This is a genomic window from Methyloversatilis sp. XJ19-49 (assembly GCF_024580145.1).
Classification (GTDB): Bacteria; Pseudomonadota; Gammaproteobacteria; order Burkholderiales; family Rhodocyclaceae; genus Methyloversatilis.
Map to the genome: position 1 here is coordinate 1 of NZ_JANINI010000009.1, position 25709 is coordinate 25709.

23 protein-coding genes and 2 riboswitches are annotated in these 25709 nt (G+C 64.4%); of the genes, 5 read left to right on the forward strand and 18 right to left on the reverse strand.

Annotated features, from left to right (window positions below; genetic code table 11):
- Window positions 1-755: phosphomethylpyrimidine synthase ThiC (locus NMQ16_RS11610; protein ID WP_257080828.1), on the reverse strand; the 755-nt coding region annotated here is incomplete at its 3' end.
- A 38-nt stretch (window positions 756-793) separates the two neighbouring features.
- A riboswitch (TPP riboswitch) is annotated at window positions 794-895 on the reverse strand.
- Window positions 896-1011: 116 nt separating this feature from the next.
- On the opposite strand from NMQ16_RS11610, the gene NMQ16_RS11615 reads away from it, so the two are divergent.
- Window positions 1012-2559 carry a carbonic anhydrase gene (locus NMQ16_RS11615; RefSeq protein WP_257080829.1) on the forward strand — a complete coding sequence of 516 codons (1548 nt, stop codon included), beginning with the start codon at window positions 1012-1014 and terminating at the stop codon, window positions 2557-2559.
- Window positions 2560-2742: 183 nt separating this feature from the next.
- On the opposite strand, the gene ahcY is transcribed toward NMQ16_RS11615, so the two are convergent.
- Window positions 2743-4152 (reverse strand): adenosylhomocysteinase, encoded by a 1410-nt coding sequence (ahcY, locus tag NMQ16_RS11620; protein WP_257080830.1) that lies wholly within the window; start codon window positions 4150-4152, stop codon window positions 2743-2745.
- 70 nt (window positions 4153-4222) lie between these two features.
- A riboswitch (S-adenosyl-L-homocysteine riboswitch) is annotated at window positions 4223-4321 on the reverse strand.
- 139 nt (window positions 4322-4460) lie between these two features.
- Here ahcY and NMQ16_RS11625 point away from each other — a divergent pair.
- Entirely contained in the window at window positions 4461-6002 is a 1542-nt protein-coding gene (locus tag NMQ16_RS11625) for a C13 family peptidase (RefSeq protein ID WP_257080831.1), read from the forward strand.
- A 60-nt stretch (window positions 6003-6062) separates the two neighbouring features.
- Here the strand turns inward: NMQ16_RS11625 and NMQ16_RS11630 are convergent, their stop codons facing one another.
- The 7 genes from NMQ16_RS11630 to NMQ16_RS11660 all read right to left on the reverse strand — a co-directional run bounded on the left by NMQ16_RS11630 (window position 6063) and on the right by NMQ16_RS11660 (window position 14891).
- Window positions 6063-6437 (reverse strand): hypothetical protein, encoded by a 375-nt coding sequence (locus tag NMQ16_RS11630; RefSeq protein WP_257080832.1) that lies wholly within the window; start codon window positions 6435-6437, stop codon window positions 6063-6065.
- A gap of 136 nt (window positions 6438-6573) precedes the next feature.
- Window positions 6574-7035, reverse strand: a complete 462-nt coding sequence (locus NMQ16_RS11635) for a VOC family protein (protein ID WP_257080833.1) — start codon at window positions 7033-7035, stop codon at window positions 6574-6576.
- Between the two features lie 11 nt (window positions 7036-7046).
- Entirely contained in the window at window positions 7047-7850 is an 804-nt protein-coding gene (gene lgt, locus NMQ16_RS11640; protein WP_257080834.1) for a prolipoprotein diacylglyceryl transferase, read from the reverse strand.
- Between the two features lie 111 nt (window positions 7851-7961).
- A complete protein-coding gene (locus NMQ16_RS11645; protein WP_257080835.1) occupies window positions 7962-8522 on the reverse strand; it encodes a hypothetical protein in 561 nt (186 codons plus the stop codon).
- Between the two features lie 157 nt (window positions 8523-8679).
- Entirely contained in the window at window positions 8680-9864 is a 1185-nt protein-coding gene (locus tag NMQ16_RS11650) for an EAL domain-containing protein (protein WP_257080836.1), read from the reverse strand.
- A gap of 28 nt (window positions 9865-9892) precedes the next feature.
- Window positions 9893-14059, reverse strand: coding sequence for a PAS domain S-box protein (locus NMQ16_RS11655; RefSeq protein WP_257080837.1), 4167 nt, complete (start codon window positions 14057-14059; stop codon window positions 9893-9895).
- Between the two features lie 142 nt (window positions 14060-14201).
- Window positions 14202-14891: a YggS family pyridoxal phosphate-dependent enzyme gene (locus tag NMQ16_RS11660; RefSeq protein ID WP_257080838.1), complete on the reverse strand. Its 690-nt coding sequence runs from the start codon at window positions 14889-14891 to the stop codon at window positions 14202-14204.
- 86 nt (window positions 14892-14977) lie between these two features.
- On the opposite strand from NMQ16_RS11660, the gene NMQ16_RS11665 reads away from it, so the two are divergent.
- Both NMQ16_RS11665 and NMQ16_RS11670 read left to right on the forward strand, forming a co-directional pair.
- Window positions 14978-16021 carry a type IV pilus twitching motility protein PilT gene (locus NMQ16_RS11665; RefSeq protein WP_069039183.1) on the forward strand — a complete coding sequence of 348 codons (1044 nt, stop codon included), beginning with the start codon at window positions 14978-14980 and terminating at the stop codon, window positions 16019-16021.
- 80 nt (window positions 16022-16101) lie between these two features.
- Window positions 16102-17235 carry a PilT/PilU family type 4a pilus ATPase gene (locus tag NMQ16_RS11670; protein ID WP_257080839.1) on the forward strand — a complete coding sequence of 378 codons (1134 nt, stop codon included), beginning with the start codon at window positions 16102-16104 and terminating at the stop codon, window positions 17233-17235.
- A 44-nt stretch (window positions 17236-17279) separates the two neighbouring features.
- Here the strand turns inward: NMQ16_RS11670 and NMQ16_RS11675 are convergent, their stop codons facing one another.
- From NMQ16_RS11675 to NMQ16_RS11715, 9 genes are all read right to left on the reverse strand, one after another.
- On the reverse strand, window positions 17280-17657 hold the full coding sequence (locus NMQ16_RS11675) for a diacylglycerol kinase (protein WP_257080840.1): 378 nt from the start codon (window positions 17655-17657) through the stop codon (window positions 17280-17282).
- A gap of 29 nt (window positions 17658-17686) precedes the next feature.
- The gene (tpx, locus tag NMQ16_RS11680; protein WP_257080841.1) at window positions 17687-18190 is read right to left on the reverse strand and encodes a thiol peroxidase; all 504 of its coding nucleotides are present in this window, start codon (window positions 18188-18190) and stop codon (window positions 17687-17689) included.
- A 48-nt stretch (window positions 18191-18238) separates the two neighbouring features.
- On the reverse strand, window positions 18239-19669 hold the full coding sequence (locus NMQ16_RS11685; RefSeq protein WP_257080842.1) for a DUF3426 domain-containing protein: 1431 nt from the start codon (window positions 19667-19669) through the stop codon (window positions 18239-18241).
- Window positions 19669-20595, reverse strand: a complete 927-nt coding sequence (gene prmA, locus NMQ16_RS11690) for a 50S ribosomal protein L11 methyltransferase (protein WP_257080843.1) — start codon at window positions 20593-20595, stop codon at window positions 19669-19671. The genes NMQ16_RS11685 and prmA overlap by 1 nt, the downstream gene beginning before the upstream one ends.
- Window positions 20592-21953: an acetyl-CoA carboxylase biotin carboxylase subunit gene (gene accC, locus NMQ16_RS11695; protein WP_257080844.1), complete on the reverse strand. Its 1362-nt coding sequence runs from the start codon at window positions 21951-21953 to the stop codon at window positions 20592-20594. Before accC ends, prmA begins: the two co-directional genes overlap by 4 nt.
- 137 nt (window positions 21954-22090) lie before the next feature.
- Complete coding sequence (accB, locus tag NMQ16_RS11700) at window positions 22091-22543, reverse strand: acetyl-CoA carboxylase biotin carboxyl carrier protein (protein ID WP_257080845.1); 453 nt, start codon at window positions 22541-22543, stop codon at window positions 22091-22093.
- A gap of 55 nt (window positions 22544-22598) precedes the next feature.
- On the reverse strand, window positions 22599-23117 hold the full coding sequence (gene aroQ, locus NMQ16_RS11705) for a type II 3-dehydroquinate dehydratase (protein ID WP_257080846.1): 519 nt from the start codon (window positions 23115-23117) through the stop codon (window positions 22599-22601).
- Window positions 23118-23170: 53 nt separating this feature from the next.
- Entirely contained in the window at window positions 23171-23710 is a 540-nt protein-coding gene (locus NMQ16_RS11710; RefSeq protein WP_257080847.1) for a TlpA disulfide reductase family protein, read from the reverse strand.
- Window positions 23707-24264, reverse strand: coding sequence for a nucleotidyltransferase (locus NMQ16_RS11715; protein ID WP_257080848.1), 558 nt, complete (start codon window positions 24262-24264; stop codon window positions 23707-23709). The genes NMQ16_RS11710 and NMQ16_RS11715 overlap by 4 nt, the downstream gene beginning before the upstream one ends.
- An 88-nt stretch (window positions 24265-24352) precedes the next feature.
- Between NMQ16_RS11715 and mpl the strand changes: the two genes are divergently transcribed.
- The gene (gene mpl, locus NMQ16_RS11720) at window positions 24353-25705 is read left to right on the forward strand and encodes a UDP-N-acetylmuramate:L-alanyl-gamma-D-glutamyl-meso-diaminopimelate ligase (RefSeq protein ID WP_257080849.1); all 1353 of its coding nucleotides are present in this window, start codon (window positions 24353-24355) and stop codon (window positions 25703-25705) included.
- Window positions 25706-25709 lie beyond the last annotated feature (4 nt).

Sequence of the window (25709 nt, forward strand, 5' to 3'; positions counted from 1 at the left end):
TTGATCTTCACGAGGAAGTTGCGGCCGATGATCATCGGCTCGCTCTCCGGGTGATTGATGTTGGCCGGGATGATGGCGCGCCCGCGGGCGACCTCATCGCGCACGAACTCGGGGGTGATTTCGGCAGGGATGGCGGCACCGAAGCTCTGGCCCGGGTGCTGACGACCGAGCAGGGCAGCCATCTTGGCACCGGTCGGGCCGGACGCTTTCAGTGACTCGATGTATTGGCGCCGCTGCAGGTTCTCGCGGATGGCGATGTATTCCATCTCGGGCGTGATGAGGCCCTGACGGGCGTAGTGCATCTGGGAGACATTGCGCCCCGGCAGCGCGCGGCGCGGTGCGCGGTGCAGGCCGGGGAAGCGCAGATGGGCGGTGGCCGCATCCATTGCGCGTTCGGTGCCGAAGGCGGACGAGAGGCCGGAGAGCTGTTCGGTGTCGCCGCGCTGGGCAATCCAGCCCGAGCGCACGCCGGGCCGGCCGGAGCGGATGTCGATGGAGGCGGCAGGGTCGGAGTAGGGGCCGGAGCAGTCATAGACATAGACCGGCGGGTTCTTCTCGGCGCCGAAGGAGGCGGGGGTGTCGGACTGGGCAATCTCGCGCATGGGCACGCGGATGTCCGGGCGCGACCCTTCGATGTAGACCTTGCGCGAATTGGGCAGCGGCGCGATGGCCGCCGAGTCGACGTGCGCCTGCGCGGCGAGGAAGGTGTCGCGGGTATCGCGCGAGTCGTGGGAAAGCGGGTCTTTGGCGTTCATAGAAGCTCCTGTGGGGCGACGGGAACGCCAGCGCCCAGAGGTGGAGCTGCCCGTTTCCCTACGCCGGCATGATCCGGATCAGGTGTTGAGGGTGTGTCTCAGCCGCCAGCCTGCGCCGGGCGGCACCCCTAACGTGTGCAGGCTGAAAGTACCCTGCCCGCTGCGCCAGCGCAAGCGGCGTCGTTCAAGCGGGCGGTCTCGCGTGCCGTAAACCCCTCATCGTCCCGAACGGGACAGGGCTGATACGAGACCTGCCATGCAAAAGATCCACGCTCTGACTTCCTCCGTGATCGCCGCCGCGCTGTGCAGCGCGCTGGGCGTTGCCCATGCGGCTGACTGGCACGTCGTGTCGACCGACCGCGGCAAAACCATCGAAATCGACCGGGACAGCGTGCTGCGTGCCGAAAGCGGCAAGAAGGTGGCGTGGGGACGGCTGGTGCTGAGCGACGCCGACGCCCAGAAAACTGGCTATGCGATGGTGCAGGCGCTGAACCGCTACGACTGCCAGAGCCTGCGCTTTGCCACGATCAAGCGCGTCTACCTGGATGCCAACCACAAGATACTGCGCGAGGAACGCGCTGGCTCGGACAGTGACATCGCGTTGCTGCCCGGCACCCTGGACGAAAAGCTGTTCCGCGAAGTGTGTCAGCCGCCGGGTGCCGAGGAATTGCGGCAGGTCGCCGAGCAGGCGGGTCGCGCCGCACAGACGGCGGCGAACGCGGCCGAGGGGCAGGGCGGTATTCAGCGTACCGAAATGGTCAGCATCAAGCCCGATCTGCGGGAAGCTGCGGCGCAGGCGCGCAGCGAAATGGCTGCGGCACCGAAAGCTGCTGCTCCGAAGCCGGACAGCGCCGAGAAGGTGACTACCCCGGCCGGTCTGAAGGAAAAACTGGCGGCGGCGGACAAGCCGGCGCCAGCCCGGTCGGTCGAACCGGTCGCTGAAAAGGTGGCTGCCCCGGTCGCGAAGCCCGCTCCGCCTGTCACGCGCAGTGAGATTCCCTTGCCGCCGGCGTACCGGCCAAAACCCAGGCCGATGCAGATGGCAGCCCTGGCGCCGGACGTACATGCGGGACCCAAGCCGAAAACCAAGGCAGCGGCGGAAGAAACCCCGCATCCTGCTGCGCACGGCGACATTCACTGGGCTTACGAAGGCGAGTTCGGACCGCAGAACTGGGGCAAGCTCAAGCCCGAATGGGCGCAGTGCAGTGAAGGCCGCACGCAATCGCCGATCGACATCCGCGAAGGCATCAAGGTCGACCTGCCGCCGATCAGCTTCGACTACAGGACGAGTTACTTCACCATCATCGACAACGGCCACACGGTGCAGGTCAATGTCGGCGAGGGCAGCAGCTTTACCCTGTCGGGCAAGCGCTATGACCTGGTGCAGTTCCATTTCCACAAGCCGGCCGAGGAACGCATCAACGGCAAGAGCTACGAAATGGTGGTCCATCTCGTGCACCGTGATGTAGACAACAAGCTGGCGGTGGTCGCGGTGCTGCTCGATCGTGGCGACGAAAGCTCGATCTTCAACACGCTCTGGGCCTATCTGCCGCTGCAGAAAAACGTGGAATCGACGCCGGATGTGAGCATCGACCTCGCGAAGCTGCTGCCGGAAAAGCGCGAATACTTCACCTACATGGGGTCGCTGACGACGCCGCCGTGTTCGGAGGGCGTGACCTGGATCGTGCTCAAGCAGCCGCACCTCGTGTCGGCCGAGCAGATCGGTGTGTTCGGTCACCTGTACAGGAACAACGCGCGGCCGGTGCAGGCCGCGAATTCGAGACTGATCAAGCAATCGCGGTAGAGACCCACGGCGCGAGCGGGCGCCCGCCGTCCCGGCTCTGCGTCGACTCCGGCCCGTGCTGCCTTCAAGGCGATCGGCTTCGTCGAAAACGAAAAAGCCTCCATGACGGGTCCGCTGGAACCGTCATGGAGGCCATCCTTCCGCAGGTCGATCCGGGCCGGGAGCCTCCCGGCCGCCTGTCGATCAGTAGCGGTAGTGATCCGGCTTGTACGGACCTTCGCGATGCACACCGATGTAACGCGCCTGAGCGTCGCTCAGTTCGGTCAGCTGCGCGTTCAGCTTCTTCAGTTGCAGGCGCGCGACCTTTTCGTCGAGATGCTTGGGCAGCACATAGACGCCGACCGGATACTTCTCGGTTTCGGTGAACAGCTCGATCTGGGCGATGGTCTGGTTGGCGAAGGAACTGGACATCACGTACGACGGATGGCCGGTGCCGCAACCCAGATTCACCAGACGACCCTTGGCCAGCAGGATGATGCGACGGCCCGACGGGAAGATGACGTGATCGACCTGCGGCTTGATTTCGTCCCACTCGTATTGCTCAAGCGCAGCGACGTCGATTTCGTTGTCGAAGTGGCCGATGTTGCACACGATGGCCTGATCCTTCATCTTCAGCATGTGTTCATGCGTGATGACGTGATAGTTGCCGGTGGCGGTCACGAAGATGTCGGCGTGTTCGACCGCGTAATCCATCGTGACGACGCGGTAGCCTTCCATCGCGGCCTGCAGTGCGCAGATCGGGTCGATTTCGGTGACCCACACCTGGGCTGACAGCGCGCGCAGCGCCTGCGCCGAGCCCTTGCCCACATCGCCGTAACCGGCGACGACGGCGACCTTGCCGGCGATCATCACGTCGGTGGCGCGCTTGATGCCGTCGACCAGCGACTCGCGGCAACCATACAGATTGTCGAACTTCGACTTGGTGACCGAGTCATTGACGTTGATGGCCGGGAAAGCCAGACGGCCTTCCTTGTGCATCTGATACAGACGATGCACGCCGGTGGTGGTTTCTTCGGTCACGCCCTTGATGTGCTTCAGGCGCTTCGAATACCAGTTCGGGTCACGCTTGAGCGTTTCGGTGATCGAATTGAACAGGCAGACTTCCTCTTCGCTCGCCGGGTGGTGCAGCGCGGTCGGATCGGTTTCCGCCTTGGTGCCCAGATGCAGCAGCAGCGTGGCATCGCCGCCGTCGTCGAGGATCATGTTGCTGAAACCGCCATCCGGCCATTCGAAGATGCGATGGGTGTAATCCCAGTAATCGACCAGCGACTCGCCCTTGACCGCAAACACCGGCGTGCCGGCAGCGGCGATCGCTGCAGCGGCGTGGTCCTGCGTCGAGTAGATGTTGCACGAGGCCCAGCGCACTTCGGCACCCAGCGCTTCGAGCGTCTGGATCAGCACTGCGGTCTGGATCGTCATGTGCAGGCTGCCGGTGATGCGCGCGCCGCGCAGCGGCTGCTGTGTCGCGTACTCTTCGCGGATCGCCATCAGACCCGGCATTTCGGTCTCGGCGATGGCGATTTCCTTGCGTCCCCAGTCGGCCAGCGACGGGTCGGCAATCACGTAATCCTTCAGATCATTGGGGGCATTCATCTACGGGCTCCTTTGCAAGGGCAGGTGTGCTCACCTGCCATCCGCCACCGGACAATTCCGGCACTGCGGGTTCAGGTGAGCGCCGTTACAAATGTGCCCGCGACCGGCGACGGTCTGGCGGGGTCCGAGCCTGGGGGCCTTGCGGCACCTCGCAGCGCTCCTCGGAAGCTTTCGATTATAACGTCGCACTGTTCAGCGGTCCGGGCATTTGCCCGCTCCAGTGATGCGACGCCGGCAACAGAGTGGCGAAAACCGCAATACGTTCCCGCCACGTCCGCATTTACGGTCTTTCCGAACGCAACTTGAGCATGAATCACGAAAATCACGAACTTTCCGGCACCCCGACACCCGTGGAGCCGCCGGGCCCGGCCAGCCATGTCATCGGCGACCTGCTCCGCAACCTCGCCGCCGGGCTGGGCAGTCTGCTGCTGTCCGCCCGCGCGCCGGCCGCTGCGCGTGCCGGCGTACTGGCGTGGATAGCGCTGGAATTTGCCGGTCTGCTCAACAGTCTTGGCTTCGAAGTCGCCCGCACCGGCAGCGATGGACGGATCGACCCCGGCGCGCTGCCCGGTCAGCTGTTTCACCTGCCCTGGCTGCTGCTGTGTGCCTGGCTGGTGACCCGTCGGCAGTATCGGACCGACGCGTTGTTGCAGGCCGTGGTGGTGCTGGCCGCGTTGTGGATATGGATCGACGTGTCGTGGAATCTGGTCGCCATGCTGCCGGCCGGGATCTGGGACAGTCTGGGCGATGACAGCCAGTGGCTGTGGTGGGCGCCGCTGGGCTGGGGCATCCTGGCGTCGACCGTCGCGCTGTGCCGGCTGCAGGGCGCTACCGGCATCCAGCGTGCCGGTGTGCTGGGTGCGGTGCTGCTGGTGCTGGTGGTGCCGCAGATTGCGGTCGGTCCGCAAGCCCCGCTCTGGCTGGCGAGCGAGCCCGCACAGGACCCGGCCGAAGCCGCACGCTGGCAGCAGGCGCGCAGCGAAACCGTGATCTACCGGCAGCCCTTGCTGCTGACCGAGGCGCTGGCACGGCTGGAACCCGGCCAGCCGGGCAGGACCGATCTGTTCCTGCTGGCGGTCGCGGGTCATGGCGCGCAGGACGTGTTCCTGCGCGAGGTGGAGAAGGTCGAGCGCCTGTTTGCGGAACGCTTCGGCACCGGTGGGCGCAGCGTGGTGCTGGCCAATAACCCCGGCACTGTGCTGACCCGCCCGCTCGCCACGGTCAGCGCGCTGGATCGAAGTCTGCAGATCATCGCGCAGCGGATGGATGGCGATGAAGACGTGCTGTTTGTCTTCCTGACGTCACATGGCGCCGAAAACCACCTGTTCGACCTCAGCTTGTGGCCGTGGGAACTGGAACAGCTGACGCCGCAGCGGCTGGCCGGACTGCTCGATGCGGCGGGCATTCGCAACCGCGTCATCCTGGTGTCGGCCTGCTATTCGGGCGGCTTCGTGCCGCCGCTGGCCGGGCCCGACACGCTGGTGATGTCGGCATCGCGTGCTGATCGCAATTCGCACGGTTGCTCGCACGAGGCAGACTGGACCTTTTTCGGTCGCGCCTTCTTCGACGAGGCGCTGCGCGAAACCACCTCGTTCGCCGACGCTTTCGAGCGCGCGCGCGCCGCGGTGGCGCAACGCGAATCTGCCGAGGGGCTGGAGCCGTCGGAGCCGCAGATTGCCGTGGGCGAGACGATCAGGTTGCGGCTCGCCGATCTGGCCGCCGGGTGGCAAGCCAGGCCGGATTTGTCGTCCACGCAGGCCGCGAGCGACGCGAGCATCGACATTTCACAGCCGCCCTGCGATGGCGTGACAGCGCAACGAAAGTGCGCCCACCCTGCTCACCGGCGTTGAATCGGCAGCCGGTCGTGTTCGACTGCCGATCCTGACGGGGGCATGGCCCCCGCCTGACGCTCACTTCTTGCGTGTGGCCTTGAACGGGAAGTCCAGGCCGGACACCCACATGGCCCCGGTGATTTCGTCGCCACTTTCGTGCTGCTTGGCGTCGACCTTCACCTTCATGCCCGAATAGATGAATTCGCCATCGATCTTGTTCGTTTCGCTGTCGAACGTGAATCGATCCATGGCCAGTTCGCTGCCATTGGCCTTCATCAGCACCGAAAAGGACTTGGCATCGGCGTTCGGGCCGGTGATCGTCAGCGTGCCGGTCACGTCGCCTTCCGGCGTTTCGAGGACCTGATAGTCCCACTGCCCGGCCGGCGTGGGTTTCATCGGCGAACAGGCGGCAAGCGCAAGGACGCTGAACAGCAGGCAGAGCAGTTTTTTCATGGTCAGTCAGTCTCCGTCGTTATGAAGGTCACCCTGTCCCGCGGTGATCCGGGCGGCGCGTGTCGCACCGCTGCAGCCTCATGGTGCCGCAGGCTTGACGAAGCAGCAAGCCTGCGTCCTGCACATCGACTTCGTCTCAACCCAGTGCCGCAACGACTTCAGGTGGCGCCTGCACCAGCTCGATCAACACGCCTTCGCCGCAGAGCGGGAACTGTTCGTTGCCCTTCGGGTGGATGAACACGATGTCGAAGCCGGCGGCGCCACGGCGGATGCCGCCCGGCGTGAAACGCATCCCCTGCGCGGTCATCCACTCGACCGCCTTCGGGAGATCGTCCACCCACAGGCCGATGTGGTTCAGCGCAGGTTCGTCGACACGCGGCTTCTTCGACGGGTCGAGCGGCTGCATCAGATCGACCTCGACCCGGGTCGGTCCCGTGCCCAGCACCGCGATGTCCTCGACGACGTTCTCGCGCTCCGACGTGAAGTCGCCTTCCAGACCGAGGCCGAACACATCGACCCACAGATGCCGCAGCTTCATGCGGTCCGGACCGCCGATGGCGATCTGCTGCACGCCGAGGATGCGGAAAGGTCGGTTCATGGATTCACTCCTCAAGTACGGCGATAAGCCAGGATCATCATTACGATGCCTGCCGCGACCATCGGCAGGCTGAGCCACTGGCCCATCGACAGCCCGCCGGCCAGCAGGCCCAGAAAATCGTCTGGCTCGCGGCCGAACTCCGCCAGAAAGCGGAAGCCGCCATAGCCGATCAGGAACATGGCACTGACCGCTGCCATCGGTCGCGGCTTGCGTGCAAACCACCACAGCAGCGCGAACAGCGCGAGCCCCTCGCCGGCAAACTGGTACAACTGCGACGGATGGCGCGGCAGCGCATCGACAGTCGGAAAGATCATGGCCCAGGGCACATCGGTCACGCGCCCGACAAGTTCCGCATTGATGAAATTGCCCATGCGTCCGGCAGCCAACCCGAGCGGCACCAGTGGCGCGATGAAGTCGGTCAGCTGGAAGAAACGCCAGTCCATGCGGCGTGCAAACAGCGCCGCCGCGATCAGCACGCCGAGAAAGCCGCCGTGGAAACTCATGCCGCCGGACCAGACGGCCGGAATCTCATGCCAGTTCTCGAAATAATACGCCGGCTTGTAGAACAGCACGTAGCCCAGCCGTCCGCCCAGCACCACGCCCAGCACGCCGAAAAACAGCAGGTCATCGATCTGCTTCGTGTCGAGCGTGGGCACGCCCTGCGCGGCCAGTCGCCGTGCATGCATGCGACCGAGCAGCATGAAGCCGACAAAGGCCAGCAGATACATCAGCCCGTACCAGCGCACGGCAAGCGGGCCCAGTTCGAAGGCGATCGGGGAAATCGTGGGGTGGATCAGGAAGTCGGAGGCGGGCACGTCGGGTCTTGATCGGGGAAGTGCAACAAAGGGCGCAGTCTAGCCGGTCAGCCCCTTGGACAGTGCGGGCGGGCGCTTACGGCGCTGTGCCGTCGGCGCAGCTGTTCGGCCCTAGCCGTTGCAGCCAAGCGTGAATCGCTCGTCCATCAGGGACTTGCGCCGGGCACGGAAGTGGTCTGCCGCCGATACGTCGTGCGGCTGTCGCGTGGCGGCGTCGATCGTCTTCACGGTGTCATCGATCGACGCACAGCGGTTGTCGGACGATGGGCGGCGGGCGATGTCTGCGCTCGGCGCGGGTTGCGTCGCGGCATGCCGGGCACGCTCCGCGCGCACCCGGGCCAGCTGTTCGGCGTAGCTGCGGTCTGGCGACAGGCCTGCACTGGGCGGAGGAAGTGCGACGGTCCTGGCCTGCTCGCCGCAGGGGGCGTCGGCATACACCGTGCGGCCGGCCAGCGTGCATTTGTAGATCGCGTCGCCGCGAACATCCGGTTCCACCTGCGGCATCGGACGGGCATTCGCCTGTGGCGGCGAAGCGGCAGGTACCGGTGATTCCGGCGCGATTCCGGCCGGCTGTGTGGTGGTATCCGGCCGGTGGGCATGTGCCAGCCATTCGATGGTCAGCCACACGGCCACGACCGTACCGATCGCGGCAATCAGCGCCAGCGTGTGCACGTGGCGGTCGTGAAGCGGAGTCGGTGAATGATCGCTTCGGTGCATGGGCACGGGTATGTGTGGTGAGCGATTCGACTTGCAGCGTGCGACGATAATCGATGTCTTCGGAATATGTCAAAGCGCCTTCGTGGGCCGGTTCAGCAATCCGGTGCGGTGCTCAGGCCGGGCTGGTCGCAGGCTGCCAGTGCCGGGCCGCGTCACCGCTCATCGGGCGGGCAATGAAATAGCCCTGTGCCAGGTCGCAGCCGATCGACGTCAGGTAGTCGAGCGCGCCCTGATCCTCGACGCCTTCGGCGGTGAGGCGCAGGCCGAGGCTGTGGCCGAGGTCGACGATGGAACGTATGACTGTGCGCGATTCCTGCGATGCCATGGCGTTCATGACGAAGGATTTGTCGACCTTCATTTCCGAGAACGGCAGGCGGACCAGCTGCACCATTGATGAGTAGCCGGTTCCAAAGTCATCGATCGACAGCTGAAAGCCGCGCATGCGCAGCCTTGTCAGCAGGTCGAGCGAAGTGACCGGGTCGTCCATCGCACTGGTTTCGGTCAGTTCGAGAATCAGCTGTCCGGGAGACACGCCGCAGGTGGTGCACAGGCTGGAAATGAATTCCGCCAGCTGGAAGTCGGTCAGGCTGCGGGCGGACAAGTTGACCGACAGCGATAGCCGGGTGCCCGGGCAAATACCGGAAAACCATGCCAGTGCCTGTTCGAACACCTGTTCGGTCAGCGGGTCGATCAGACCTGTGGTCTCGGCAAGCGGAATGAAGCGGTCCGGCATGACCAGCCCCGCCTGCGGGTGCTGCCAGCGCACCAGTGCCTCGAAACCCGCGAGCTGGTGGCCGCCGCAGACGATCTTGGGCTGGTAGGCGAGCGCGAACTCGCGGGCTTCGAGCGCCCGGCGCAATTCGGCCCGATCAGGGACGAAGGCCGAGTCACCGGCGGCGGTACCGTCCGGTGTCCTTGCGGTCGGCGGCTCGATGGCGAGCAGGTTGCGCAGCGCCGCTGGCGAAAAGGGCTTGGACACAATGCCGGTCACATTCAGGCCGTGTTCGGTGGCCGACCGCTTGGCGGCATCGAGAATGCGGCCGCCGACGCCGCTGGTGATGATGATCTGGGCGCGGCAGCCCTTGATGGCCAGCACGCGCATGACTTCGACGCCATCCATGTCCGGCATCACGAGATCGATCGCGATATGGGTCGGCTGCCACTGATCGCATGCTTCGAAGAATTGCACCGGTTCGCAGGCGATCCGGGTTTCCAGCCCGGTTTCTTCAGCGATCCAGGCAATCGTCTGTGCGACCGCGAGGTCGTCGTCAAGTACCAGCAGTCGGCCGATCAACATGGTGCGGTGCTTTCGGACAGAAGAGTGTTCATCGCGAGCCGGACAGTGCCAGCCTGACTTTGCGCGCCAGTTCGGCGCGCCGGTACGGCTTGTTCAGCAGGTGTACGCCCTTGTCGAGTCGCCCCTGATGCACGATCGCGTTTTCGGTGTAGCCCGAGGTATACAGCACCTTGAGCTGCGGTCGCACACCGTGCGCCGCTTCGACGAGCTGCGGACCGTTCATGCCGCCCGGCATGATGACATCGGTAAACAACAGGTCGATGTGCGACCGGCCACGGATGATCTGCAATGCATCCGGTCCGTTGGTCGCTTCGATCACCGTGTAGCCGAGGCCGAGCAGCACATTTCTCGCATGCTGACGGACCAGTTCGTCGTCTTCGACCAGCAGCACGGTTTCGTCGCCGCCATGGGCATCGCGGTCGGCACCGGCGTCGGGCGACCTATCCTCCGACCATTCGTCCGACAGGTCGGCGCGCGGCAGGTACATCTTGACCGTGGTGCCCTGGCCGACCTCCGAGTAAACCTTCACGTGGCCGCGTGACTGCTTGACGAAACCGAACACCATGCTGAGCCCCAGTCCGGTGCCCTTGCCCTTTTCCTTGGTGGTGAAGAAGGGTTCGAACACGCGTGCAAGGTGGTCCGGCGCAATGCCGGTGCCGGTGTCCGACACGGCGACCAGCACATACTGACCCGGCGACAGGTCAGGATAGGGGGTGCCGTGCGTGTCATCGAGCCAGGCGTTGGTCGTTTCCATCGTGAGCCGCCCGCCGCCCTTCATGGCATCACGCGCATTGATGCACAGGTTGAGTACGGCGCCTTCGAGCTGCGACGGGTCGACCAGCGCGCGCCACAGTCCGGAGCCGTGGCGGTATTCGATTTCGATGTTTTCGCCCAGCGTGCGGCGCAGCATGTCGTGCATGCCGAGCAGCACGCCATGGGTATCCACCGATCTGGGTTCCAGCGCCTGCCGGCGCGAAAAGGCGAGCAGTCGATGCGTGAGATCGGCGCCGCGCTGGGCGGCCGTACGGGTCATTTCTGCCAGCATGCGCAGGCGATCGTTATCGGCCAGCTTTTCCATCAGCAGTTCGGAATTGCCGAGGATGACGGTCAGCAGATTGTTGAAGTCATGCGCCACGCCACCGGTCAGCTGACCGACGGCTTCGAGCCGCTGCGCCTGTTCGAGCTGCGCTTCCACGGCAAGGCGGTGCGTGATGTCGGTGTTGATCGCCAGTATCGATTTGGGTTTGCCGTCGGCATCGGCCAGCAGCGTCCAATGGCCTTCCACCGTCAGCAAACTGCCATCCTTGCGACGCTGTGTGATTTCGCCCGTCCATTCGCCGGTGGCGATGACCTGCTGCGTGGCGATCCGGAAAGCCGTGTCGTCGAGATAGAACAGATCGCTCACCCGCTGCCCGATCGCTTCGTGAGCCGGCCAGCCGTACAGGCGCTCGGCACTCTTGTTCCAGTACAGCACCCGATGATCGATGCTGCGTACGATGATCGCGTCCTGCGCCTTGTCGAGCAGTGACGCCTGTTCGCGAATGCGCGCATCGGCGTGCTGCCGGTCCAGTTCTGCGGCGGCACGTGTCGAAAAGATCCGCAGCGTCGAGGTCACGAAATCGGTGTCCTCGAGGCGGTGATCAAACAGCACGAACAGACAGCCGATCACCCTTCCTTCGCAATCGACCAGCTGACGACCGATACAGGTTTCCACGCCAGGGGCGATCAGCGATTCGGCCATGCCTGGAAGCGCCGAGATTCCGCTGTGGGTCACCGACAGTTCATCGTCAAGAAGGGCTTCGCAAGGCGTCTGGCGGATGTCGTATTCGGCCGCCGGCATGGCCTGTCCGTCACGCACGCCGGCGATGATGCGTACGCTCGGTGGATCACCGGGTTGCAGGACTGCCATGAAGCCCGCGTCGGCGCCGAGCGCCTCCGTCATGTTGCGCACGAGCTGCTCGAAGAACTCGTTGCCGGAGCTGGCCGACACGGCGGCGGCTACCTTCAGCACCGCCGACTGCAGGCGACGGCGTTCATCCTGCACGCGGATGCTGCAGATGCCGAATGCAAGGTCATTGGCCAGCCCCTGCAGCAGCGCCACTTCTTCGTCGGAAATCAGCCTCACTTCGTCGGCGTAAAGCGAAAGTACGCCGAACGTCCGCCGCTCGTTCTTCAGCGGCAGCCATACGCCACCCTTGTAGCCGCGTGCCGCAGCCGCAGCCGCCCACGTGCGGAAGCTTTCGTCACGGCTCAGGTCATTGCTGAAGATGGCCTCGCCGCCGCGAATCACGCGACCGGCCGGCCCCTTGCCATCGATGCGGTTTTCATCCCATGACAGATGAATGCTGTTCAGGTAACCATCCGTCCAGCCCGCGTGGCATTGCACGCTGACCGGCTTTTCCGGGCTATCCACTGCATAGCCGACCCAGGCCATCCGATAGCCAGCGCCGTCGACCGCGATGTTGCAGATTTCGTATAACAGGTCTTTTTCGTTCTGGACGCGGATCAGCGCTTCGCTGCAGCGGCTGCGCAGATGCAAGGCACGCGTGCGCTGCATCAGCAGTCGCTCGTAACGGTCGCGTTCGGTGATGTCGTGCATCGCCACCACGGCGCCGAGTTTTCGCCCGGACACCGTTGCGATGGCCTGTCCGTTGCACTGGACCAGCCGTGGCGGGCGGCCGACCGGTGCGATCACCATGGCCGCGTCCTTGACGATTTCGCCACGCAGCGCGCGGAACAGCGGAATGTCTGCCGTGGCAAGCGGTGTCACGCCATCGGCCGCGAACAGGTTGTAGCGCGTCCCCCACTCTTCCGGCGGGAGCGCCTCGTGCGGCAGGCCGTGCAGATCGCGGGTCACCCGGTTGAACACTGACAGCGTGCCATGTTCGTCGCAGGCAACGATGCCTTCCGACAGGCTTTCGAGCAGCGCATCGAGAAATTCACGTTCGTGCTCGCGCTCCTGTTCAATCTGCTTGCGCTGGGTGATGTCGCGGAAATAGACCGTCAAGCCGTCCTCCGACGGATAGGCATGGACTTCGAACCAGATGCCCATCGGCGCGTAGAAGCTGTCGAATTCCACCGTCACGTTGTGCGCGATGGCACGCCGGTAAGCGTCGCCGATCTCCGAAGTTTCGCTGCCGGGAAATTCGTCCCACAGCCGCTTGCCGACGACGGCGTTCGTGTCGCGCGCCAGCAGGCGACCTGCTTCGCGGTTCATGTAGGTGAAGCGCCAGTCTTCATCGAGCGCGAACACGCCGTCCGTCATGCTTTCCAGCGTGGCCGACAGTCGGCTGGCCAGCCGCCTCGTCTCTTCGGTAGCACGCTTGCGCGCGGATATGTCCTGGAATGCGCCGTGCACCTGAGCCACGCGACCCTGCTGGTCAAGGCCGGCACTTCCGATGGAACGCACCCAGACCCGCTGCCCGCGGGCCGTGATGATCTGCAGTTCCTCGTCGAATGGCCGACCCTGTTCAAGGCAGGCATCGAAGGCATCCGTGATGAGCGAGCGCCACTCCGGCGCATAGAAATCCAGCGCCTGGCCGACCGTGAACCGGGTACCACGCGGCACTTCGTGGATGGCATACACCTCGTCCGAACAATTCAGCTGCTGCGTCGCAATGTCGAACGCCCAGGTGCCGATTCCGGCCATCCGCTGCGTGGCCTGAAGCTGGTCGGCGAGGCGCTGTCGCTGCGCCTCGATCTGTTTGCTCTGCTGCTGAAGCTCGACGTGCGCCATGATCTGGGCCGCCAGCGTCTCCAGCGCCTCGAGTGCCTCCGGCGAAAGAGTGCGCGGCCGGGTGTCCATCACGGCCAGCGTTCCGACCGCAAAGCCAGTGAGCGTGCGCAGCGGTACGCCGGCGTACATGCGGACATGTGGATCGCCGCGCACCAGCGGGTGGTCTGAAAAACCGGCCGACTGATCGATGTCGGAAACCATGAACGAACTGCCGGTGGCTATCGTGCGCTCGCAGAAGGCGGTTGCGCCGGGAAGCTCGCGCAGTCCGGGAAGTCCGACTGTCGATTTGAACCACTGGCGCGATGCGTCGGTGAAGCTCGTGAATGCGATCGGCGTGCCGCATACCTGGGCAGCGAGCCGGGTCAGCCGGTCTATCTGTGAGTCCGGAGGGGTGTCGAGCACTGCGCAGGCTTTCAGTGCATCAAGCCGGCGGCATTCTGCATGATCGGTCTGGCTCATGGCGCTTCCGTGAATGAATATCGACAGATCCCGCGCCCCGGAATGGAGGGAACGCGCCCCTCGCTTACGCCTAATCTACCTTGAATCGGCCCACTGGCTTCGTGATTTGGCTACGCTCTGCGGCCTGCCATCGCCAGCGGGGTCATACGCGCGCACCAAACAACGCGCTGCCGACCCGCACGATGGTCGCGCCTTCTGCGATGGCGGCTTCCAGATCCTGCGACATGCCCATCGACAAGGTGTCGAGACCATGTCCTGCTGCATTCAGTTCTTCGAGCACCTGCCGTAAATGGGCAAAACGTTGACGCTGGAGAACGACATCGTCGCTCGGTTCGGGAATGGCCATCAGGCCGCGCAGCTTCAGCCGGGGCAGTCGCGCGACCGCGTCGGCGAGCGCGCCCACGTCGGCTGGCGCCACGCCGCTTTTCGACGCCTCGCCGCTGACGTTCACCTGTATGCATACGCAGAGCGGCGGTTTTTCAGGCGGTCGCTGTTCGGACAGGCGCTGCGCGATCTTCTCGCGGTCGATGGCGTGCACCCAGTCGAACCAGGTCGCCACCGGCCGCGTCTTGTTGCTCTGGATCGGCCCGATGAAGTGCCATTCGAGTGCATGGCCCGCGGCGGTCAGCCGTTCCGCCTTGTCGCAGCCTTCCTGCACGTAGTTTTCGCCGAACGCATGCTGACCTGCCGCCGCGGCGGCCAGGATGTCCGAATCCGGTTTGGTCTTGCTGACCGCAAGCAGCGAAATGCTCGCCGGATCGCGACCGCAGGCGTGAGCCGCGGCCGCAATGCGGTGCCGAACTGCTTGCAGGTTGTCTGAAATGTTCATCATAATGCCCTGAATTTCATCGATTTATCTCTGGCCGGAAAGCACCTCTTCGTGCTGCCCGGCGCGTCGCAACAGCTCCGAGGTTACGCATGGACATCACCGAACTGCTCGCGTTTTCCGTCAAGAACAAGGCGTCCGACCTGCACCTGTCGGCCGGCCTGCCACCGATGATCCGCGTGCACGGCGACGTGCGACGCATCAATCTGCCGCCGATGGAGCACAAGGATGTGCACGGCATGATCTACGACATCATGAACGACACCCAGCGCAAGGTGTACGAAGAGCACCTCGAGTGCGACTTCTCGTTCGCAGTGCCCAATCTGGCGCGTTTCCGGGTCAATGCCTTTGTTCAGAACCGCGGCGCCGGCGCGGTGTTCCGGACCATTCCGTCCAAGGTGCTGACGCTGGAAGAATTGAACGCACCCAAGATATTCAAGGAGATCGCCAACACGCCGCGCGGCATCGTGCTGGTGACCGGACCGACGGGTTCCGGCAAGTCCACGACGCTGGCGGCCATGGTCGATTACGTCAACGAAAACGACTACGGCCACATCCTGACGGTGGAGGATCCGATCGAGTTCGTGCATGAATCGAAGCGCTGCCTGATCAATCAGCGCGAAGTCGGGCCGCATACGCTCAGTTTCGCCAACGCGCTGCGTTCGGCGCTGCGGGAGGATCCGGACGTGATCCTGGTGGGCGAAATGCGCGATCTGGAAACCATCCGGCTGGCGCTGACCGCTGCCGAAACCGGTCACCTGGTGTTCGGCACCCTGCACACCTCGAGCGCCGCCAAGACGATTGACCGTATCGTTGACGTGTTTCCGGCCGAAGAGAAGGAAATGGTGCGGGCCATGCTGTCGGAGTCGCTGCGCGCCGTCATTTCGCAGACGCTGCTGAAGACCAAGGATGGCGCCAGCCGCGTTGCGGCGCACGAAATCATGGTCGGCACGCCGGCCATCCGCAACCTCATCCGCGAGAACAAGATCGCCCAGATGTATTCGGCGATCCAGACCGGCCACAACGTGGGCATGCAGACGCTGGACCAGAACCTGACCGACCTGGTGCGCCGCAATGTGATATCGAACGCCGAAGCGCGCACCCGCGCACAGAACAAGGACGCCTTCGCCGGGTGACCGGCGTCGGCCGGACGTGCAGCCGGCTACACTGGACACGTCGGCAGCATCAATCGCGTCAATCGCAGCGGAGAGCGTAGATGGAAAGAGATCAGGCACTGAAATTCATGTACGACCTGCTGCGCCTGATGGCGACCAAACGCGGGTCGGACCTGTTTGTGACCGCAGGATTTCCGCCGGCCATCAAGGTGGACGGCCGCATCATTCCGCAGTCCAACCAGTCGCTGACGCCGCAGCACACGGCCGAACTGGCGCGCGCCATCATGAATGACCGGCAGGCGGCCGAATTCGAATCCACGAAGGAATGCAATTTCGCGATCTCGCCGGCCGGCATCGGCCGCTTCCGCGTCAATGCCTTCGTGCAGCAGGGCAAGATCGGCTGCGTGCTGCGCACCATCAACGCCAAGATTCCGACGCTCGACGAACTGGGACTGCCGACCGTGCTGAAGGACGTGGCGATGGCCAAGCGCGGCCTGACCATCTTCGTCGGCGGCACCGGTACCGGCAAGACCACGTCGCTGGCGGCGCTGGTCGACTGGCGCAACACCAACAGCTACGGTCACATCATCACGATCGAAGACCCGATCGAATATGTGCACGAACACAAGAACTGCGTCGTGACGCAACGCGAGGTCGGGCTGGACACCGCCGACTGGGAAATCGCGCTGAAAAATACGCTGCGCCAGGCGCCCGACGTCATCCTGATGGGTGAAATCCGCGATCGCGAAACGATGGAGCACGCGATCCAGTTCGCCGAAACGGGCCACCTGTGTCTGGCCACGCTGCACGCCAACAGCGCCAATCAGGCGATCGACCGCATCATCAACTTCTTCCCCGAGAACAAGCGCGAGCAGTTGCTGATGGATCTGTCGCTGAATCTGCGCGCGATGATTTCGCAGCGTCTGGTGCCGATGAAGGAAGGCAAGGGGCGCGCGGCCGCGATCGAGGTTATGCTGAACTCGCCGCTGATCGCCGATCACATCTTCAAGGGCAATGTGGGCGAGATCAAGGACGTGATGAAGCGCTCGCGCGAGATCGGCATGCAGACCTTCGACCAGGCGCTGTTCGACCTGTATGAAGCCGGTCGCATCAATTACGAAGACGCGCTGCGCAACGCCGACTCGGTCAACGACCTGCGGCTGCAGATCAAGCTCAACAGCAAGGAAGCGCAGGACCGCAACCTGAATGTGACGTCAGGGCTGGATCTGGTCTGAGCCGGCGCCCGTCGAGGCGTTCGCGCCGCCAGCGCCCGTGATCTTCAGATCCGCTGCACCAGTATCAGTCCCCACACCAGACCCAGGTTCAGCAGCGTCAGCATCACCGCCGCCGAGCCGATGTCCTTGGCGCGCTTGGCGAGACGGTGGTTTTCGAGCGAGATGCGATCGACGGTCGCTTCGATCGCCGAATTCAGCAGTTCCACGATCAGCACCAGCAGCACCGCAAAAGCCATCAGCGAGCGCTCGATGCCGGTATTGCCCAGCCAGATCGCCAGCGGAATCAGCACCATGGCGGCGATCACCTCCTGCCGGAAGGCGTCTTCGTGGCGGAACGCTGCACCCAGCCCTTCGGCGGAGTAACGCGTGGCATTGAGCAGCCGGCGCAGGCCGGTCTTGCCCTTGAACGGACTTTCTTCCATCTGCGGTGACCGGGTGGTTGGGTAGTCGCCTACCTCAGCGCAGCCAGTGCGGCGTCGTAGTCGGGTTCCTGCTTGATTTCCGGCACCAGCTCGGCATGCAGTACCCCGTTGTTCGGGTCGAGCACGATGACGGCGCGGGCGGTCAGCCCGGCCAGCGGTCCATCGAGTATCTCCACACCGTAGTTCGCCATGAACTCGCGACCGCGCAGCGTCGACAACGACACCACGTTGGACAATCCCTCGGTTTCGCAGAAGCGCTTCATCGCGAACGGCAGATCGGCCGAAATGACCAGCACGACGGTATTGTTCATCTGCCCGGCCTGCTCGTTGAAGCGGCGAGTCGATGCCTGGCAGACCGGCGTATCGAGGCTGGGTACGATGTTGAGCACCTTGCGCCGGCTGCCGAAACTGGCCAGCGCAACGTCGGCCAGATCGGTTCCGACCAGCGTGAACGACGGTGCCCGCGACCCCCGCACGGGGAAATGTCCGGCGAGATGGATGGGCGTGCCTGCCAGCAATACGGTCTGGGTCATCGCAGTGTCCTCGGTGTCGGTGTAGGGGCCGGCGCTGACGCGCCGGGGTCAGGGATAGAAGGCGTACAGGCGGTAGCCGCTGGCACCGGATTCCGCCGGGTCGACCAGCACGCCGACCGTCTGTTCCGAAGCCGGAGCGAAACCCTTCGCGCGGGCGTCCGGAGGCAGAAATTCCGACGGCGTCAGCACGCGCCGCACGACGGCGCGGTCGCCGGTATCGGTCAGCGTCAGTTCGAGATGCGGCCATTCCTGCTCGAATGCGGCGGTGTTGCGCAACAACGCCGACAAGCGCAACAGCGGCTCGCGACCAGGTTCCGGCGTCAGTTCCGACGCCTCAATGCTGACCTTGTCCGGTTCGCGCGGCGCCGGCACGCTGCAGCCGATGCGCGCGCACGCCTGCTCGAACAAGGGCTTGAGCGCGGGCTGGGCAACCGCAAGCTCGGTGCGGAAGTGATAGGCCAGCTGGCTCGTTGCGACCAGCGCGAGCAGCAGGCAGCCGGCGGTCCAGAGCAAGGTCTGAAGTCCGCTGCGCGTTGCCGGCTCTTCGTCGCCGTACAGTTCGCGCCGGATGCGCTGCATGGCCGGGTCGCGCACCGGTTCGAGCGCCGGCGGCGGATCGAGCAGCGGGTCACGCGCGGGCGCAGGGGGTGGGGCAGACACCTCGACGGTTGTGTAGCCGCTGGGACCGGGTTCGGGGGCGGTTCCGTCGATGGCGTCGTCTGGCGAGGGGGCCGCAGGGCCTGCAGGCCCCTCAAGGGTTGCCGCGACCAGCGCGTCCTCGGCCGGCAAACTGTGCGAAGGCGGCGCATCCGCCGAATCCGCCGATGGGCCCGGTTCGTCCGCAGGGTCGGGTTGGGGCCCGGCCGCAGCGTCCAGTTCGAAAATGTCGAGCGGCTGCGTGACGTCCGGGTCGAGTTCGTGCGTGGCAGCCGGTTCGGGAAATGTGACGGCCGACGGTTCGGACGGCGAGGGCATGCCCCAGTAGTCGGTGGTGCGCGCGACCAGCGCGTCCATGCTGCCACCCGCTTCGGGCATTGGCTGGCCGGTCGGCTCCGTGAGGTGCGCCGGGTCGGTGAGCAGGTCGGCCGTGACGGCAGACGGTTCGGTGCTCACCCGGACTTCGGGCGCATCGACCACATTCAGCGTGGCATGGCTTTCTTCGCGCGGTGCAGGCGGGCGGTCAGTCTCGTCAGTCGCTGCAACTGCGAAGATGCGTGAATAATCGCTGATAGGCGCGTCGTCGACTACAGGGGTCTTGTCCGCAACGAACGTGGCCGACGCCGGCGACAACGGTGGGGTCTCCGGCGTGATCCCGGTGGCGACCGGCCCGGCCGCACGCAGGGTGGCGATGTCGACCATCGCGTCCAGTGCATCGAATACGGCATGGCAGCGGCCACAGCGCACGCGGCCTTCGCGTGCCCGGATCTGCACCGTATCGACGCGGAAGACGGTGGCGCAGGCCGGGCAGCGGGACAGCATCAGAGGCGTGTCCCGGTCAGCAGCACCCAGCCGTCGCGCTCGCCGGCAACCTCCAGTTCGAAGGCCGGGCGATAGGCGTCGCACACCATGTCGGTCTGGGCGGACAGGATGCCGGACAGCGCGATGCGCCCGCCACCCCGCATCAGGCCGCATAACAGCGGCGCCAGCACGGTCAGCGGGTTGGCGAGTATGTTGGCCACCACGATGTCGGCCTGATGGTCGATGGTTTCGCGCGAATGCATCAGTTCAAGTATGGCGCCATTGCGCTCGGCGTTGTAGCGCGCGGCGTCGAGTGCGTGCGGGTCGATGTCGGTGCCGGTCACCCGCGCCGCGCCGAGCCGCGAGGCCGCCAGTGCAAGGATGCCCGAACCGCATCCGTAGTCGATGACGGTTTCGCCGCCGGTGATTTCGCGGTCCAGCCATTCCAGGCAGAGCCGGGTGGTCGGGTGCGAACCGGTGCCGAAGGCCATGCCCGGATCGAGCGTGATGTTGATGGCCGCCGGGTCGGGCTGGGCGTGCCAGGAGGGCACGATCCACAGTCGGTCCGACACGCGGATCGGGTCGAACTGGGCCTGCGTGATGCGCACCCAGTTCTGCTCGTCGAGTTGCGATGTCGTATAGGGAGGCGGTGCGGTCAGACCTGCCGCCTCGGCTGCTTCGACCATTGCGGAGGCGAGATCGGCGTCGTGTTCGAACAGCGCATGAAGGCGCGAATGCGGCCACAACTCGACCGCCACCGGCAGCCCGGGCTCGCCAAACTGGGGTCTTTCGTCCGGCGTGCCGGCATCGGCGTCCTCGATGTCGACCGACAGCGCGCCGGCGTCGAGCAGCGCGTCCGACAGTGCTTCGGCGTGAAGCGAATCAGCCAGCAGCGTGACGGTGATCCAGCCGCCTGCTGCACCCACGGGCTGGTCGTCGGTGCTCATTTGGCTTTGGCCAGGACCTGATCCGCCAGCTTCTGTTCGAGGTAGTGGATGCTGGTGCCGCCGTCGACGAAGCGCGCGTCCTGCATCAACTCCTGGTGCAGCGGGATGTTGGTCTTGATGCCGCTGACGATCATTTCCGACAGGGCAATGCTCATGCGGCGGATTGCCTGGTCGCGGGTGTCGCCATAGGTGATCACCTTGCCGATCATCGAGTCGTAATAGGGCGGCACGGTGTAGCCCTGATAGACGTGCGAATCGACGCGCACACCCGGGCCGCCCGGCGGGTGATACCCGGTGATCTTGCCCGGGCTGGGTGTGAACTTGTACGGGTCTTCGGCGTTGATGCGGCATTCCAGCGCATGGCCGGTCAGCTTGATGTCGCGTTGCTTGAAGCGCAGCTTTTCGCCTGCAGCCACGCGGATCTGCTCCTGCACCAGGTCGATGCCGGTGATCAGTTCCGTCACCGGATGTTCCACCTGGATGCGGGTGTTCATTTCGATGAAATAGAACTCGCCGTTCTCGAACAGGAACTCGAAGGTGCCGGCGCCGCGATAGTTGATGCGCCGGCAGGCTTCGGCGCAGCGTTCGCCGACGCGCGCGATGATGCGGGCCGGAATGCCGGGCGCCGGTGCTTCCTCGATGATCTTCTGGTGCCGCCGCTGCATGGAACAGTCGCGCTCGCCCAGATAGACCGCGTTGCGGTGTGCGTCTGCCAGCACCTGGATTTCGATGTGGCGCGGGTTTTCGAGAAACTTCTCCATGTACACCGAGGGGTTGTTGAACGCTGCCCCCGCTTCCGTCCGCGTCATCTGTACCGCATTGAGCAGGGCCGCTTCGGTATGTACGGTACGCATGCCGCGTCCGCCGCCGCCGCCGGCGGCCTTGATGATCACCGGATAGCCGATGCCACGCGCGATACGGATGATTTCCTTCGGGTCATCGCCGAGCGCGCCTTCCGAGCCGGGCACCACCGGCACGCCCGCTTCCTTCATCGCATCCTTGGCCGATACCTTGTCACCCATCAGCGTGATGGTTTCCGGGCGCGGGCCGATGAATACGAAACCGCTGCGTTCGACCCGCTCGGCAAAGTCGGCGTTTTCGGACAGGAAACCGTAGCCCGGATGAATGGCTTCCGAATCGGTCACCTCGGCCGCCGAAATGATGGCCGGGATGTTCAGGTAGGACTGGCTGGACGGCGCCGGGCCGATGCATACCGATTCGTCGGCAAGCTTGACGTACTTCGCTTCGGTGTCGGCTTCGGAATGCACCGCCACCGTGCGGATGCCCAGCTCGCGGCAGGCACGCAGGATGCGCAGGGCGATTTCGCCGCGGTTTGCGATCAGTATCTTTTCAAACATGGGTAACCTCCGCGGCGAAACCGCCCTGACGGCCCCTGGCCGTCGTGCGATTTGACTTCGTCGCTGTGCTGCCCGAGGGCAGCTGGTCGCCGCGGTTTGCGATCAGTATCTTTTCAAACATCGTTCTGGGTCCGCGCTCAGCCGATGATGAACAGAGGCTGGCCATATTCGACCGGCTGGCCGTTCTCGACCAGCACTGCCTTCACGACGCCGGCAGCGTCCGACTCGATCTCGTTCATGAGCTTCATCGCTTCGATGATGCACAGCGTTTCGCCGACCACGACAGTCTGGCCGATATCGACAAATGATTTTCCGCCCGGGGAGGACGAGCGGTAGAAGCTGCCCACCATCGGCGACTTGACCACATGGCCTTCAGGCTGAGCCGCCTCGACCGGCAGGACGGGCAGGGAGGCAACGGCAGCGGCCGGTGCCGCCTGCTGCGGCGGCTGGCTCGATACATAGGTGGTCTGCATGGTGGGGGGCATGTGCTTTGCAATACGCACCTTTTCTTCGCCCTCGGTGACCTCGAGTTCCGAAATACCCGATTCCTGTACCAGATCGATCAGCTTCTTGAGTTTGCGCAAATCCATGATTTTCCCCGCAAGAACCGCCCACGTGCGTGGCGCGGTGTTTGTGCATGTTTAATTATTGTGTGGTGTCGAGCCGGCGGAGTGCGAACTCCAGAGCGGCTTCATAACCGTAAGCACCGAGTCCGCAGATGACGCCCACGGCGATGTCCGACAGGTAAGAGTGGTGCCTGAACGCTTCCCGTGCGTGGACGTTCGACAGGTGAACCTCGACGAACGGGATGCTGATCGACGCGAGGGCGTCGCGAATGGCCACACTGGTGTGAGTGTAGGCGGCCGGGTTGATGAGGATGAAATCGATGTGTTCGGCACGCGCGTGCTGGATGCGCGTGACCAGTTCGCCTTCATGGTTGCTCTGGAAACATTCGATGACCACGCCGCGCTCCAGCGCAGTCACTTTCAGCCGGGCATCGATGTCGGCCAGTGTCAGATGACCGTAGATGTCGGGTTCCCGCGAGCCCAGCAGATTCAGGTTGGGCCCGTGCAGGACAAGCAAGCGACGCGTCGTGGCAGGCTTTACGACACTGTCGGGCTGCGCGGCAGTTTTTGACGCCTTGCGGCGAGTTGTAGGCTGCATGGCTGCAAGTTTGCCGGACTTGGCTGCAATTTGTCCAGCCGACGAAAGTGCGCTCAGCGCAACCTTGCCAGCAGGATGGCTTCCAGTTCCGCTTCCTTGTAGGTGCCCAGCTTGCGTTCGACCACGCTGCCGTCGGGTGCGAAGATCACGGTGAATGGCATGCCCTGCGCTGAATTCCCCAGTTCTGCGGAAATCTGTATGGCGTCTGAACCGCCGATGAGCAGCGGATAGTCGATCGCTTCTTCCTGCAGGTATTGGCGCACGTTGTCTGCACTGTCGATGCTGATGCCGACAAATTGCACGCCGCGATCGCGCAGTCGTCCGGCAATGCGCGAAAAACCGGGCATTTCCTCGCGGCACGGCGGGCACCAGGTGGCCCAGAAATTCACCACCAGAAGCTTGCCGCGCCAAGCCGAGAAGGGCATGCCTGTGCCGCTGGCGTCGGCCAGCTGGAGCACTTCGAGACGGTTGGCGCCGATGGCGGTCGACGCTGCGTCCAGCTTCGGTTGCCGCGACATGGCGCTCCATACGCCAGCGGCGCCGGCAGCCAGCACGACGGCGGCGATCAGGGTGCGTCGCAACCAGATGTTCATTCCTCGATCTCCTCGTTGTCCAGCAGGGCGCGCAGCGATTCGGCGCGCAGCCTCTCGCGCCCTCTCGACCGTTCAAGACCGGCCGGGAAAACCGCCAGTTCCACCGGCAGGTCATCCCACTCGAAAAGCAGCGTGGTTTCGGGGCTGTTCCGGTCGGGTCGGCGCGGGTCACGCGAATCGAAATCGACACCGTTGTTGAGCAGGAACAGTTCGACTTCCTTTGCACTGTCGGCGAATACCTGCAGTTCGATCGCCGTGAAGCGTCCTGCTGTCCCATCCACCAAGCCGCCGGTGGCGTAGGGGTTGAAGCGTACGAGTTCGGCCATCAGCGTAATGGCTGCGCTGCGCAGCATGCGCAGCTGTTCCGGCTGTTCGTCGGCCAGATACAGTGACTGGTAGGTGCGCACCGCCTCCTCGATCTCGAGGTTGGTCGGCAGTTCCTCGTTCGGGCCGATGCCGAGCTGACGTGCTGCCTTGCGTTTGGCGAGCCCGTAGTCACGGATGCCTTCTTCGGCGATCAGTCGCGCGGCAGTGCTTGCGATCTGCCGTCTCATGTTGCTGGGGCGCATGGCGGATGCTGCAGAGGATGGGCACGGGCCCGGGTTGATAGAATCTGCGGCCATTCTGTCACATCACCCAGCCATGCACATTCACATCCTCGGCATCTGCGGCACCTTCATGGGCGGTGTTGCCGCACTGGCGCGCGAGGCCGGACATCAGGTCAGCGGTTGCGATGCCGGCGTCTATCCGCCGATGAGCACACAGCTCGAACAGCTGGGTATCAATTTGATCGAGGGCTACGATCCGGCGCAGATCGATCTCGAACCTGACCTGTTCGTCGTCGGCAATGCCGTGTCACGCGGCAATCCGCTGCTGGAAGTTTTGCTGGATCGCGGATTGCCTTATGTGTCCGGGCCCCAGTGGCTGGCGGAACACGTGCTGGCCGGGCGGTGGGTGCTCGCGGTCGCCGGCACGCACGGCAAGACGACAACGACTTCGATGCTGGCCTGGATGCTCGAGGACGCCGGACTGAAGCCCGGTTTCCTGATCGGCGGCGTGCCGCTGAATTTCGGTGTGTCGGCGCGACTGGGCGACGCGCCGTTCTTCGTGATCGAGGCCGATGAGTACGACACTGCGTTCTGCGACAAGCGGTCGAAGTTCGTTCACTACCGGCCGCGTACCGCCATTCTGAACAATCTCGAGTTCGATCACGCCGACATCTTCGCTGATCTGGCTGCTATCGAGACCCAGTTCCACCACCTCGTGCGCACCATGCCTGAAAGCGCCCGCATCATTGCCAATGGCGCCGAAGCATCCCTGCACCGCGTGCTGGCGCGCGGCGTCTGGAGCGAAGTCGAGTGGTTCAACACGCCGTCTGGCTGGCAGGTTACGGGGGCCGGACAGGCGTTGCACGTGCGCGGTCCTGCCGGCGAGGATGTTGCGGGCCGGCTTGAGATGCCCGGAATGCACAACGCGAACAACGCGCTGGCGGCCATGCTCGCGGCGCGCCATGTCGGCGTGCGGCCAGAACATGCGCTCGAATCGCTCGCGACATTCCGGGGCATCCGTCGACGGCTGGAGCGGATTGGCGAGGCGGCCGGCGTGACGGTCTATGATGACTTTGCGCACCACCCGACCGCCATCGAGGAAACGATCCGCGCCCTGCGCACGGAGGTGGGTACGGCGCGCATCCTTGCCGTCATCGAGCCGCGTTCGAACACGATGAAGCTCGGTGTGATGAAGGCACGCCTGCCCGCTGCACTCGAATCTGCCGACCTGACCTTCTGTCTCGGGGGTGATTCCCTGGGCTGGGATGCTGTCGCTGCACTGGCGCCGCTCGGGCAGCGGGCGCGGGTCGCGTTGTCGATCGATGCGCTGCTCGATCAGTTGATGAGCGTGGTGCTTCCCGGCGACCACGTGCTCGTGATGAGCAATGGCGGCTTTGGCGGCGTCCACCGCAAGTTGCTGAATCGACTTGATCCGTCGGCGATGTGAGGAA